10 protein-coding genes, 1 tRNA gene and 1 pseudogene are annotated in these 12,314 nt (G+C 71.6%); 3 read left to right on the top strand and 9 right to left on the bottom strand.

Going from position 1 to position 12,314, the window contains the following annotated elements:
- The first annotated feature begins 47 nt into the window (after positions 1-47).
- Complete coding sequence (locus OG392_RS15720) at positions 48-1,976, top strand: MFS transporter (RefSeq protein ID WP_443054787.1); 1,929 nt, start codon at positions 48-50, stop codon at positions 1,974-1,976.
- Between the two features lie 90 nt (positions 1,977-2,066).
- Here OG392_RS15720 and OG392_RS15715 read toward each other — a convergent pair whose 3' ends face one another.
- Both OG392_RS15715 and OG392_RS15710 read right to left on the bottom strand, forming a co-directional pair.
- The gene (locus OG392_RS15715; RefSeq protein ID WP_329279766.1) at positions 2,067-2,507 is read right to left on the bottom strand and encodes a hypothetical protein; all 441 of its coding nucleotides are present in this window, start codon (positions 2,505-2,507) and stop codon (positions 2,067-2,069) included.
- Positions 2,508-2,587: 80 nt separating this feature from the next.
- Positions 2,588-2,836, bottom strand: coding sequence for a hypothetical protein (locus OG392_RS15710; protein WP_329279764.1), 249 nt, complete (start codon positions 2,834-2,836; stop codon positions 2,588-2,590).
- 395 nt (positions 2,837-3,231) lie between these two features.
- On the opposite strand from OG392_RS15710, the gene OG392_RS15705 reads away from it, so the two are divergent.
- Positions 3,232-4,464: a DNA sulfur modification protein DndB gene (locus OG392_RS15705; RefSeq protein WP_329279762.1), complete on the top strand. Its 1,233-nt coding sequence runs from the start codon at positions 3,232-3,234 to the stop codon at positions 4,462-4,464.
- A 228-nt stretch (positions 4,465-4,692) separates the two neighbouring features.
- Positions 4,693-4,809: pseudogene (locus OG392_RS15700) on the top strand (helix-turn-helix domain-containing protein); the annotation flags it as partial.
- Positions 4,810-5,178: 369 nt separating this feature from the next.
- Here OG392_RS15700 and OG392_RS15695 read toward each other — a convergent pair.
- The 7 genes from OG392_RS15695 to OG392_RS15665 form a co-directional block, all read right to left on the bottom strand.
- Positions 5,179-5,251: transfer RNA gene (locus OG392_RS15695), tRNA-Arg, on the bottom strand.
- 116 nt (positions 5,252-5,367) lie between these two features.
- Positions 5,368-6,183 carry an ABC transporter permease gene (locus OG392_RS15690; protein ID WP_329279760.1) on the bottom strand — a complete coding sequence of 272 codons (816 nt, stop codon included), beginning with the start codon at positions 6,181-6,183 and terminating at the stop codon, positions 5,368-5,370.
- A complete protein-coding gene (locus tag OG392_RS15685; RefSeq protein ID WP_329279757.1) occupies positions 6,180-7,235 on the bottom strand; it encodes an ATP-binding cassette domain-containing protein in 1,056 nt (351 codons plus the stop codon). Before OG392_RS15685 ends, OG392_RS15690 begins: the two co-directional genes overlap by 4 nt.
- Before the next feature lie 353 nt (positions 7,236-7,588).
- A complete protein-coding gene (locus OG392_RS15680; RefSeq protein ID WP_329279755.1) occupies positions 7,589-9,886 on the bottom strand; it encodes an MMPL family transporter in 2,298 nt (765 codons plus the stop codon).
- Positions 9,887-10,111: 225 nt separating this feature from the next.
- Entirely contained in the window at positions 10,112-10,705 is a 594-nt protein-coding gene (locus OG392_RS15675) for a hypothetical protein (RefSeq protein WP_329279753.1), read from the bottom strand.
- Positions 10,706-10,745: 40 nt separating this feature from the next.
- Positions 10,746-11,582, bottom strand: a complete 837-nt coding sequence (locus OG392_RS15670; RefSeq protein ID WP_329279751.1) for a DUF4097 family beta strand repeat-containing protein — start codon at positions 11,580-11,582, stop codon at positions 10,746-10,748.
- Between the two features lie 145 nt (positions 11,583-11,727).
- Positions 11,728-12,264: a hypothetical protein gene (locus OG392_RS15665; protein WP_329279749.1), complete on the bottom strand. Its 537-nt coding sequence runs from the start codon at positions 12,262-12,264 to the stop codon at positions 11,728-11,730.
- Positions 12,265-12,314: the final 50 nt, after the last annotated feature.

Here is a 12,314-nt window from a genome sequence, read left to right as displayed (position 1 = left end):
TGACTCACGCGCGAGAAGTGAGACGGGCAGCACGGGAAAGGGCCGTAGTGACCACCGCCGAGCCGACACGCGCCGACCGCGCGGACTCAGCCCCTGACTCCGGCCATGCCGACGCCCGGGCCGACGGCCCTGCCGTCGCCCGTCCCGATGCCCGTTCCGACGCCGGTCCGCACGCGGAACCCGACGCGTCCAGTGATTCGCTCCCGCGAATAGTGCTTCCGGCGCAGCGGCCCGCCCCGGCGTCCACCGCCCCGGCCCCGGCCCCGCGGCGGAAGCGCCGCTACACGGTCCTGGTGGCCACCGGCCTCGCGGCCGTCACCCACATCCTGTGGTTCTTCTTCTTCGCGAACAGCGGCGGCGACCTGGCGGCGCAGGACGCGTGGGCCGAGTTCGTCGGCCGGCACCCCGACTCGGCGTACAACCTGGCCTGGTACGGCGGGATGCACCCGGTGTCGTACAGCGTCGTGTCGCCGTACCTGATGTCGATGCTCGGTGTGCGCAGCACGATGATGGTCGCGGGGACGCTGTCGGCGGGGCTGACCGCGCTGATCCTGGTGCGGGTGCGGGCGGTCCGCAATCCGCTCGCGTGCTCGATCGCGGGTGTCTTCGCGTTCCTCTGCAACGCCCTGTCGGGCCGGGTGACGTTCGGTCTCGGCATGATGTTCGCGGTCGGCGCGGTCGCGGCGGTGTTCTGCTGGCCGCACCGCTGGCGCCACAAGCGCTGGGCGAAGGCCGCGGTGGCGGCGCCGCTCGCGGGTCTGGCGACGGCGTGCAGCCCGGTGGCGGGTCTGTTCCTGGGGGTCGCGGCGGCGGCGCTGTTCCTGAACCGCCGGCGGCCGGGCGCGTACGCGCTGGGTCTGGCCCCCGTGGCGGTCGTGGCCCTGTCCTCGTGGCTGTTCCCCTTCTCGGGCACCCAGCCGATGGCCTTCGGCTCGACGGCGCTGCCGCTGCTCTTCGGAGTGCTGACCTTCTTCCTCGTCCCGAAGGACTGGCGGACGGTGCGCACCGCGGCGGCGGTGTACACGATCGGCACCCTGCTGACCTGGCTGATCGACTCGCAGATCGGCTCGAACATCTCGCGGCTCCCGATGCTCTTCGCTGGCGTCGTGCTGCTGGCGGCCCTGCCGTACACGGCGCCGCGCTCCCGTCGCTGGTACGCGCTGGTCCTGGCCTTCGTCGGCCTGAACTTCTGGATCGGCTTCAAGGGCGTCGACGACGTGATCCGTACGGCCCCGGACGCCTCCTGGGCCCGCGAGCTCGCGCCGCTGGTCAACCAGCTCCAGGTGCGGGACGCGCGCAAGGCGCGGGTGGAGGTCGTACCGGCGTCGAGCCACCGCGAGTCCTCGGCGCTGAGCCCGTACATCAACCTGGCACGGGGCTGGAACCGTCAGGCGGACATGGAGCGCAACCCGCTCTTCTACGACGACACGCTGAACTCCGTGAACTACGAGGAGTGGCTGCACCGCTGGGCCGTCCACTACGTGGTGCTGCCGACCGGCGCGCCCGACTCGGGCGCGCAGCAGGAGGCGGAGCTGGTCGGCGAGGGCCTGCCGTACCTGGAGCAGGTCTGGTCGGACGAGAACTGGCGCCTGTACGAGGTCGCGGACCCGACGCCCCTGGCGGACCCTCCGGCGGAGGTGGAGAGCGCGGAGGAGAACGAGGTGGTGATCCGCGTCGAGACCCCCGGCCGGGTCCTGATCCGCGTCCCTTACTCGCCGTGGCTGGCCCTGGTGGACGAGAACGGCGGCAAGATCGAACCCCCGCAGGAGACGGAGGCGTCGAAGCTGGCCCGCGAGGAGTCGGACACCGAGATCCCGAAGGTCTTCGCCAACGAGGAGGGCTGTCTCTTCAAGACGGAGGCGGACGTGGAGGGCGACGAATGGACGCAACTGGTCGCCCCGAAGGCGGGCGTCTACCGCCTGGCGGCCCCGTACAAGCTCTCCCGGGGCACGCCGTGCCCGGAAGAACTCCGCTGAGCCTCCACCGGGGTCACGGGTGCTGCCGGTGTCCGGTCGGTTTCCGCTGGGGTCGCGGACGCCGCCGGTATCCAGCCGGCCCCGCGGGGGTCACGGACGCCGCCGGTATCCGGCCAGCATCCGCCGCATGGCGAAGGCGTGCCCACCGCTCCGGATGACGAGCGCCCGGTAGACGCGCCCGGCCGCCCCGGGAAAGACGGCGCGGGTCTCGGCCCGCAGCCGACAGCGCCCGCCCGCCAGCTCCTCGACCCGGAAGACGAGGCTGTACGAGGAGAACCGGTGCCGCCCCTCCAGCGCCAGCTCCCGCCCCGGCACGAGCCGGGCGACCCGAAACCCGGGGAACTCGGACCCGACACCCAGCGGCCGAACCCCGGACGCGGCCCGGGGCACGGCCCCCACGACCCGCGCGTACCGCGCCCCACCGGCCGTGGACAGCGACCGCCCGACGTTCACGACGAGTCGTCCCCACAACTCCTCGACCCCGGAGTCCACGACGACGACATGCTCATCGACAAACGGCAACAGGCTCATGAAACCCACCTTCGCTCGACAGGGGGACATACGGGGCTGAGACGACGGGGACGGCTCGGCGGCATCACCGGTCGGGCCCCCTACCCGGCGTTCTCGGGACCGGCTGCGGACGTCGGCCGCCGCCGGTCCGCGAACGGCCGCCGGCAGTCCGAGGCTTCCCCGATCGGAGGGTAGTCCTGGCCGAACGTCACGTAGACCGGATACGCGGGATGGCCGACCTCGAGGTTCAGGAAGACGTCCACCTCGTGGTGCGCGAACCGGTGCAGATACTGGACGAACAGCTCCAGCTCCTCGTCGGACAGCCGCTCATCGATCCGTTCGTCGTGCATGCCGCCCCCGCCGAGAAGACTGTTCGACCGACCGGGTCGCACGATACCCGCGCTGCGGGAGCCGTCCTCGGACGGGGCGCCCAGGCGGACAGGCTCGCGTGGCGTTTCCGAGCCCTGACCTGGCCGACCCGGCGGGATGGGCTGCCGAGGGCAGGCCGCGTGAGCCTGTCCGCCTGGGGAGACGCCTACCGCAACCGCGGACGGTGAGCGTGACCAAAAACTGTCTACCGCGGTGGCGATTTCAAGGCTCTAGGCGCATCCGCAGCTCAAAATGGCGAACTGCGGAAGGCGTGAAGAGGAGTCTAGGGCGACCTCAGTTGACTCTCTGACGATGCGTCCGATAGCGTCCTCACACATGACGGTGCGTCAAGGCACCGCTTGCGAGGGGGAGAACCATGAACACGACCGCGTCTCTGAAGCCGGTGACCACCGGACTGCCCGCCGACCTTCGGGAGATCCGCAAGGGGGTCATGGCGAACGGCGTCATCGACTGCGAGAACCTGCTGGCCATCGTGAACGACCCCCAGGAGGTCGAGGACGCCGCCAAGCGCGCCCAGAAGGCCGGGCAGCCGATCAGCGAATACGCCCGCACGCGCGCCGACATCCAGCGGCAGATCGGCACGGCGAGCAGCAAGAAGGCCAAGAACGTCGGCGAATACGCCGACTACATCGCGGCCGGACTGCGGGGGGACTTCGACGACGCATGGTCGCTGCCGCAGATCACCCTGTGGTCGCCGCGCCCGCTGATCGTCTCCGAGGAGGGCACCTCGGCCCTGCCGATCAAGGACGGCCTCTACGTCCTCGACAGCGAGACCCAGGTCACCGCCTGGCACCGGATCAAGAACAACCCGGCTGCCTACGGCCTGCAGGACTGCGACTTCGGTGCGATCCCGCTGTCGTTCGAGATCTTCCACGGCATCGGTGTCATGGCCGCACGCCAGATCTTCCACGACCGCAACCTGAAGGGCGTTCCGGTCGACAAGTCTCTGGCCATGTCCATGGACGGCCGCGACTTCGGCACCACCGTGACGCGCAAGCTGATGGAGTCGCTGCACGTGCCGCTCGGCGAGACCACGGTCCCGCTGTCCAGCCTCATCCTCACCGGCAAGCGCCAGGTGTCGGACAAGGCTCCGGAGTGGATGACGATGTCGGTCCTGCGGACCCTCATCGCGACGGCCATGCTCGGCAAGGCCGGTATCCACGCCGCGTCGACCAACATCGAGCACGAGGACATCCCCGCCGACGAGAGCGGCGACCGCCCGGACAGGGCCGTCGTCCAGCGCGAGGTCATGGAGACGGTGGGCGCCTTCCTGCAGGAAAACGCCGAGCTCTTCCACGCCAAGGCCGCCGTCACCGCCCCCGCCGTCGTGGCCGGCCTCGGCGCGACCATGAACCGCACCATGTCCTGGAGCGCCGACCCCCTTCCCGAGGGCGTCACGCTGGAGCGCCTGCTGGAGGGCATCGAGTGGGAGCGCGAGGCGAAGTACTGGGGCGGCATCGCGGCCAAGGTCACCGACCGGGGATCCGTGTCCTGGGCCGGCGGTGCCCGTGACTCCGGCCACAAGGTCTACGACGCGCTGAACCACCCGGAGAGCGGCACGGGTAAGCAGATCCGTGGACGGTTCTAGTTCCGGGCACGCGTAAGGCGCGAGTCCCGTCGGCCGAGCCGACACCGACGCGCACCTGGGAGCCGGCCCCCGACCAGCGCTTTCGGTCGGGGGCCGGGTGCGCCCAGGAGCGTCCCAGCCAGGCTGGCCCGGGTGAGCCCCCGTCCACCGACGTGGTGATCCGCTCGCCCCGGAACTGCTGCGAGAGCTACTCCCACCGTGCCGGCCGGCCAAGGGCAGCGGACCTGTCTGATGTACCTGCGCCTCCACGACACCCTCCCCCGGATAGCGGCCGGCTTCGGGGTATCCGTCGGCACCGCCCACGTGTATGTCACCGCGGTGATCGGTCTGCTCGCCGGCAGCGCTTACCAGGGTGCCAGCTCCTGGGCCGCCACCGGCCTCCCTCACCCCCGCCCAGCGCTCCGTCAACGGGGCCCGGCCGCGGCACGGGCACCGGTCGGACGCGGCATGGCGACACTGGTCGGCGCCTTGATCACGCTCTCCGAGCTGAGCTGAGTGCCCGTGCAGGATCGAACCTGCGCGCACGGCTCCAGAGGGCGCATGCCTCCCCGACGTATTGGCAGCTCAAGAGCGTCGAGGTGGGCTGGTATGTCCCGCTGGTCCACACATGGGCCGCGCCTCATGCAGGCCGGTCGATTCCGACCAGTGCCGTGGGTGTCAGCCGTAGACGGCCGATGGCCACACCTGAACGTTCAGGTGTGGCCATCGGACTTGTGCCCCCGGCAGGATTCGAACCTGCGACACCCGCTTTAGGAGAGCGGTGCTCTATCCCCTGAGCTACGAAGGCGGACGGAGACAGCGTAGCGGACGGGCGTGGGGGTGTGCTGAGGTGATGCGGTGTTGTGGAGGGTGGGCCCGGGATTGCTTCCGGGCCCACCCTTCCGTCGTGGGCGGCCCGGGGGGTCAGCGGGTGACCTCGCGGTTGAAGACCGCGCGGGACCAGAAGTAGCCGAGGGCGGCGAGGGCCGTGCACCAGGCCAGGGCGATCCAGCCGGCGTTGCCGATGTCCGTGCCGAGCAGGAGGCCGCGGAGGGTCTCGTTGATCGGGGTGAAGGGCTGGTACTCGGCGAACCAGCGCAGGGCCGTCGGCATGGACTCCGGGGGGACGACCGCGCTGCCGAGGAAGGGCAGGAAGGTCAGCGGCAGCGGGGCGTTGCTCGCGGACTCGACCGTCTTGGCGCCCATGCCCATCGCGGCGGACAGCCAGGCCATGCCGAAGGCGAGGAAGAGGAGCAGGCCCGCGGCGGCCGCCCACTCGACGACCGAGGCGTCGGGCCGGAAGCCGATCGCCAGGGAGACGCCGGTGACCAGGACCAGGACCGTGGCGACCTGGAGGACGCTGCCCATGACGTGGCCCGTGAGGATGGAGCCGCGGGAGATCGACATCGTGCGGAAGCGGTTGACGATGCCCTCGGTCATATCGGTGCAGACCGACACGGCCGTCGCCACGGCCCCCGAGGTCGCGGCCATCAGGATGATGCCGGGCACCAGGTAGTTGATGTAGTCGCCGCGGTCGCCGCCCGCCCCGATGCCGGCGCCGAGCGCGCCGCCGAAGACGTACACGAAGAGCAGCAGCATCAGGAGCGGCATGACGAGGATCGAGATCGTCATCGACGGGTAGCGCTGCATGTGCTTGATGTTGCGGCGCAGCATCGTCAGGGAGTCGCGCAGGGCGTACGAGCGGGCGGGCTTCGCCGGGGAGAGGGTCGCGGTGCTCATCGGGTCGACTCCTTCTGCGGGGTGGTGGCGTGGGACGGGGCGGGGACGGTGGGGGCGTTCTGCTTGCCGGTGAGGGTGAGGAAGACGTCGTCGAGGTCCGGGGTGTGCACGGTGAGCGACTCGGCCCGAGCCTCGGTGCCGTCCAGGGCGTCGAGGATGGCGCGGAGGTTGGTGACCGAGCCGTCGCTGGGGATCTGCAGCGTGAGCGCCTCGTCGTCGACGGTGGCGATACCGAAGACCGCGGCCGCCGTGGCGAGGTGGGTCTCGTCGGCGAACCGGACGCGCACGTGGCCGCCCGGGATCAGCCGCTTCAGCTCCTCCGCCGTGCCTTCGGCGACGAGCCTGCCGTGGTCGAGCACCGCGATGCGGTCGGCGAGGTGGTCGGCCTCCTCCAGGTACTGCGTGGTGAGGAAGATCGTCACGCCCTGCTCCGTGACCAGGTCCCTGATGAGCTCCCACATGTCGCGGCGGCTGCGCGGGTCGAGGCCGGTGGTCGGCTCGTCGAGGAAGATGATCCGCGGCCGGCCGACCAGTGTCATCGCCAGGTCGAGCTTGCGGCGCATGCCGCCGGAGAAGGTGGCGACGTTCTTGCGGGCGGCCTCGGTCAGGTCGAACCGCTCCAGGAGTTCGGCGGTACGGCGCCGGCCCTCACCGCGGCTCAGGTGGTAGAGGTCGGCCATGAGGAGCAGGTTCTCCTCTGCGGTCAGCAGCCCGTCGACGGCGGCGAACTGGCCGGTGACGCCGATCAGGGTGCGTACCGAGTCGGCGTCGGCCTTCACGTCGTGGCCCGCGATCCGGGCCTCGCCCCCGTCGGCCGTGATGAGGGTGGAGAGGATCTCGACCGTCGTCGTCTTGCCCGCGCCGTTGGGGCCGAGCAGGGCGAAGATCGTGCCCTCGGGGATCCGCAGGTCGATGCCGTCCAGCACCACCTTGTCGCCGTACGACTTGCGCAGGCCGGTCGCGGAGATCGCCGTGGAGCGCGTGCCGGGGGCTGTGGTGGCCGCTGCGGCGGCTGCGGTTGCCGTGTCCGTGCGGCGGTTCGTGGTGCTCATGGTCTGCGGGCCTTTCTCTTCCGGGATGGGCTGGGGGTGGGGCCGGGGTCGGGCTGGCGGAGCCGGGGTGAAGCTCGGACAGGAGTGGCGCTTGTGTGGCGCCATTCCGTGCCGTGCTTGCGCCATCATCGTGGCACAGCGATGGCGCCATGTCGAGTCATTGTGGCGCCATGCTTGCGTCTGGGTGTCGCCACGTGGCGCCTCACTCCTCTGACCAGCTCCTTTGCCGGGTTCGATCCCGGCCGCGGGAAAGCGCCCCATGGCGCCGGCCTGGGTGGGCCGGTGCCATCGGGCGCCTGATGTCGGGCCTGCTGGGGGTTGCGGGAGGGCTGCGGGAGGGCTGCGTGCGGGGATCAGCCGACCGGCGTGCTCTCCCGCGGTGAGCGTGGCGCCGTCTGCGCCCCGGTGAGCTTCTCGCCCTCCACGTCCACCCGGGGCAGGACCCGGTCCAGCCACTTCGGCAGCCACCACGCGGACCTGCCGAGCAGGGCGAACAACGCCGGCACGATCGCCATCCGGACCACGAAGGCATCGAAGAGGACCGCGATCGCGAGGGCGAAGCCGATCATCTTCACGAAGTCGTTGTCCTCCACGATGAAGCCGGAGAAGACGCTCATCATGATGACCGCGGCCGCGCCGACCACCCGGCCGCCGTGGCGGAAGCCGTCGACGACCGCCTCGCCCGGGCGGGCACCCTGGGCGTACGACTCACGCATCCGGCTGACCAGGAAGACCTCGTAGTCCATCGCGAGGCCGAAGACCACGCCGATCATGAAGATCGGCATCGTGCTCATGATCGGGCCCGGTGCGTCGATGCCGAATACGTCGGCCAGCCAGCCCCACTGGAAGACCGCCACGACTGCGCCGAGCGCCGCCGCCACCGACAGCAGGAACCCGAGGGCCGCCTTGAGCGGGACCAGGACCGAGCGGAAGACCACCATCAGGAGGAGGAAGGCGAGACCCACGACCAGGGCCAGATAGGGCAGGAGCGCGTCGTCGAGGGTCTGAGAGAAGTCGATGAACAGGGCCGTCTGGCCGGTCACGAGGATCCGTGCCGCGGTGGTCCGCTCCAGGTCGTCGGCGGTGTCGCGGAGTGCGTGGACCAGCTCCTCCGTCTCCTTCTCGGTCGGCCCGGTGGTGGGCACGACGGTGAGGAGGGCGGTGTCGCCCGTCCTGTCGGCGGTGGCCGGCGAGACCGAGGCCACGCCGGGCGTCCTCGCGAGGACCTTGCCGATCTCATCGGCCGTGGCCGCGGCCGTGTCAGGGGCAGTGGCCGCGGTCCTGGCGTTCGCGGAGTCGGTGGGCAGGGTCTGTACCGTGACCGTCAGCGGGCCGTTGAAGCCGGGCCCGAAGGACTCCGAGAGCAGGTCGTACGCCTTGCGCTGGGTCGTCCGCGTCGACATCTGGCCCTCGCCCGGCAGGCCGAGCTCCAGGCTCGCGGCCGGCACGGCGACGGTGCCGAGGCCGATCACGCCGACGAGCAGGACGACCACGGGGTGGCGCAGGACGTAACGGGCCCAGCGCGTCCCCAGGTTGGGCTTCGTCCTCCGGGCGAGCTTCGCCTCGTGCCGGGCGGCCCGGCGCCGCTGACGGTCCGACAGCGGCTTCACGGCGTACCGCAGACGCCCCTTGCGGGCCATCACCTTGACCGGCGCGAGGCCGAGCAGGGCGGGGACCAGCGTGATCGCGACGAGTACGGCGACGGCGACGGTACCGGCCGCGGCCAGGCCCATCTTGGTGAGCATCGGGATGTCGACGACGGCGAGCCCGGCGAGGGCGACGATCACGGTGAGGCCGGCGAAGACGACGGCCGAGCCGGCGGTGCCGACCGCCCGTCCCGCGGCCTCCTCGGGAGTACGTCCCTCGGCCCGCTCGGTGCGGAAACGGGACACGATGAACAGGGCGTAGTCGATGCCGACCGCGAGGCCGATCATCATCGCGAGGGTCGATGTGGTGCCGGAGAGGCCGAAGGTGGAGCCGAGGGCGGTGATGCCCGAGATGCCGATGCCGACCCCGATCAGTGCGGTGATCAGCGGCATTCCGGCCGCGATCATCGAGCCGAAGGTCAGGACGAGGACGAACGCGGAGACCAGGACGCCGATCTGCTCGCCCGTGCCGCCCATGGCCTGCTCGATCTTCACGGCGTCACCGCCGGCCTCGACGGTGAGCCCCGCCGCGCGGGCGTGCTCGGTGGCCGCGTCGAGGGCGTCGTGCGCCGCGTCGTCGACCGCCGCCGCGGGGACCTCGTACGTCACCACCAGATAGGCGGTCGTCCCGTCCTCGCTGATGCTGACGGCGGGCGACGTGTACGGGTTCGCGACGCCCACCACCTGCGGGGACGACGTCCCCAGCTCGGCGACGAGACGGTCGACGCGGGTCCGCGCCGAGGGGGTCGTGATCTTCGTCCCCTCGGGGGCGCGGACGACGACCCGCGCGGTGGCGCCGTCGACGCCCGCGTCGGGGAACTTCTCGGTCAGCAGGTCGAAGGCCTCCTGCGACTCGGTGCCCGGCATCGAGAACGTGTCGGGGGGCGGCGCCGGCGCGGACGAGGCGGCGACGCCCATGCCGACGAAGACCAACAGCCAGAGCAGCAGCGTCACCCCCTTACGACGGAAGGCGAGACGGCCGAGTGCGGAGAGGAACGTAGCCACGGTGGGGCTCCCGTTGGGTGGTTGAGGGTCGGACGGGGTGGGCGGGTGCGGGTGTGAGTGGCGTGCCTGGGGTGCGCGGGTGCGCGGGTGCTCCGGTGGTGGGTGGCGTGTGGCGCGCGTGGGCGTGGGAGCCGGGGGCGCGGGCAGCACGGCATGGCGCCATGGCGGCGCGGGGGGTCGGGCCGAGAGGGCCGGGCCGAGGGGATCGGCGCCGCTCCCGTCCGGTCAGGACGCGGTGGTGAGCGACTCGCGGCGCGTCGGGGACCGGTGGAGGTCGACGGAGACCGGCACGGGCCGCTGCTCGGGGGCCGTGGCGAAGACGTACAGGCGCAGTGCCAGGAAGCGGCCGACGCCGGCGAGGCCCGAGGCGGAGAGGTAGACGGTCTGCTCGACGGCGAGACCCGGTGTGCCTTCGATCGCGTGCAGGACGAGCATCGCGAGGGTGGTCACGGAGAAGGCGGCGGCGGCCGTTCCGGCGGACTGCAGGTGGTGGCGGAGGCCGCAGCGCAGCGGGCAGCGACCGGTGGCGGGCCGGAGCCCCGCCGCGAAGGTGAAGCGTGCGTGCAGCTCGGTCGCGAGGACCGTCGAGACGATGGTGACCAGCGCGTTGGCGAGGGCGAACGGAAGGAGACCGGCGAGCAGGGCGACGGCCGCGCTGGACGCGAGGCCGACTCCGCCGCCGAACACGACGAAGCGAACGAAGGAGGCCGATGCGCGGGAGGCGCGGGGGGCTCCTGGGGCACGGGGGGCGCCCGTGATGCCGGGAGCGCCCGTGGTGTCGGGGGCGCCCGTGGTGTCGGGTTGTGGTGCGTGTGCCATCGGGCTTTCCTCCCCCCTCGGTTCGTCGGCTCCCCGGCGTCTACGCGCGGCGGATGACGATGTCGCCGACGCTCGTGCGGCCGCGGACCTCGACCGTCTCCTCGGACTGGCCCGGGCCCTCCGCCGCGCCCAGTTCGTTGCGTACGCGGCCGGCCGTGGACCGTACGTCGAGCCAGGCGGCGGTTCCCTCGGCGATGCCGACCTCGAGGCCCCCGGCGGCGGAGTCGAGCGTGATCCGGCCGCGGACGACCTCGCCGAGGCGGATGGCGCCGCTGGCGGTCTTGGCGGTGACCGAGGACTCCGTACGGCCCACGCCGATGGGCCCGTTGGAGGAGTTCACCTTCAGCTCGCCGGTGATCTCGCCGACCGTGGTCTCGCCGTTGAGGTTCCTGATGGTCGCCGATCCGTCGATCCGGCCGATCCGCACCCGGCCGGAGCCGTGGATCTCGGTCTCGCCGGTCGTGCTGTCGACCAGGATGTCGCCGTGCGAGGTCTTCAGCCGTACGGCCGCGGCCTCGTCCAGCTGGATGTCTCCGGCGGCGGTGGTGAGACGGCAGTTCCCGAACAGGCCCTCGCCGATCAGTTCCCCGAGCCCCGTCCTGCAGGTCAGATCCGAACCGGCGGGCAGTTCGACGGTCACGTCGACCGCGCCGATCTTGCCGAAGAGCGAGCGCTTCTTGGGGCCCTTGACCAGCAGCTTTCCGCCCGCGCAGGTGACGTTGGTCTCGGCGGCGGCCTGGATGTCGAGCTTGTCTCCCGGGTCGCTCGGCGTCACCTCGACGAAGGTGTCGGTGCGCTTGCCCGCGACGATCCGGGCCCGCCCGATCTCGATCTCGACGGTGGCGGAGAGGGGTGCGGGGGTTTCGAACGTAGGCATGGCTGTGCCGTCCTTTGACTGAGGAGAGGTAAGTGCCGGGGTGACGTGCCTCGGTGCGGCGGTGAGGGCGCGGGCGGCCCCGGTGGCGCCGGGCGGGCGCGGGGTGCCGGGTCGCCGGGTCGCGGGGTCGTGGGATGTGCGGCGGCTAGCGGACCCAGCCGGTGAAGCCCTGGCCGACGGCGGGGCCCACGCCCGTCGTGCCCTTGCGGGTGCGACCCGCCGTGCTGCCCGGTTCGAGGGCCGCGGCCACGGCCCGGACGAGCCAGGCGTTGACCGAGAGTCCTTCGCGGTTCGCGGCCTCCTCGACCCGGGTCTTGAGCTGGGCCGGCGGGCGGAAGTTGATCCTGGAGGTGGCGCCGTCCTCGCCCTCCACGGGGGTCGTGACCGGGGGCGGCGGGGCCGGCAGCGCGGTCTCGGCCTCCTCGAAGAGGTCGGCGGTGGGCGGTGCGGTCACCACGAACTCGGGGTTCAGACCGCGCAGCCGCAGATCGACCGAGCCGGGCGCGAGGTCGCGGGTGATCTCGTCCATCGCGTCGGACAGGGCGTTCAGCAGGGTCAGCCGGGCGGCGGATTCGAGCTGCCCGGTGAGTCGGTCCGCCAGGGCGCGGGCTTCGTCGCCGCCCGCCTGGGCGGCCACGCCGAGCTCATGGCGGAGATTGTCCACGTACGGGGTGAGGTCCATGACGCAATAGTGGCACCATCGTGGCGCCATTGCAAGTCATCTGGCGCCAT

Origin of the sequence: Streptomyces sp. NBC_00691, from assembly GCF_036226665.1 — a bacterium.
In the GTDB taxonomy this organism is placed as follows: domain Bacteria; phylum Actinomycetota; class Actinomycetes; order Streptomycetales; family Streptomycetaceae; genus Streptomyces.
The sequence above is the reverse complement of the archived record's forward strand: the minus strand, read 5'-3'. Positions and strand labels throughout refer to the sequence as shown.

Excerpts from the sequence above, each read along its gene's own strand:
- OG392_RS15675 (WP_329279753.1), bottom strand. The coding sequence starts at position 10,705 with ATGGCACACGCACCACAACCCGACACCACGGGCGCCCCCGACACCACG.
- OG392_RS15705 (WP_329279762.1), top strand. The coding sequence starts at position 3,232 with ATGAACACGACCGCGTCTCTGAAGCCGGTGACCACCGGACTGCCCGCC.
- OG392_RS15665 (WP_329279749.1), bottom strand. The coding sequence starts at position 12,264 with ATGGACCTCACCCCGTACGTGGACAATCTCCGCCATGAGCTCGGCGTG.
- OG392_RS15685 (WP_329279757.1), bottom strand. The coding sequence starts at position 7,235 with ATGAGCACCACGAACCGCCGCACGGACACGGCAACCGCAGCCGCCGCA.
- OG392_RS15715 (WP_329279766.1), bottom strand. The coding sequence starts at position 2,507 with ATGAGCCTGTTGCCGTTTGTCGATGAGCATGTCGTCGTCGTGGACTCC.
- OG392_RS15710 (WP_329279764.1), bottom strand. The coding sequence starts at position 2,836 with ATGCACGACGAACGGATCGATGAGCGGCTGTCCGACGAGGAGCTGGAG.
- OG392_RS15690 (WP_329279760.1), bottom strand. The coding sequence starts at position 6,183 with ATGAGCACCGCGACCCTCTCCCCGGCGAAGCCCGCCCGCTCGTACGCC.
- OG392_RS15670 (WP_329279751.1), bottom strand. The coding sequence starts at position 11,582 with ATGCCTACGTTCGAAACCCCCGCACCCCTCTCCGCCACCGTCGAGATC.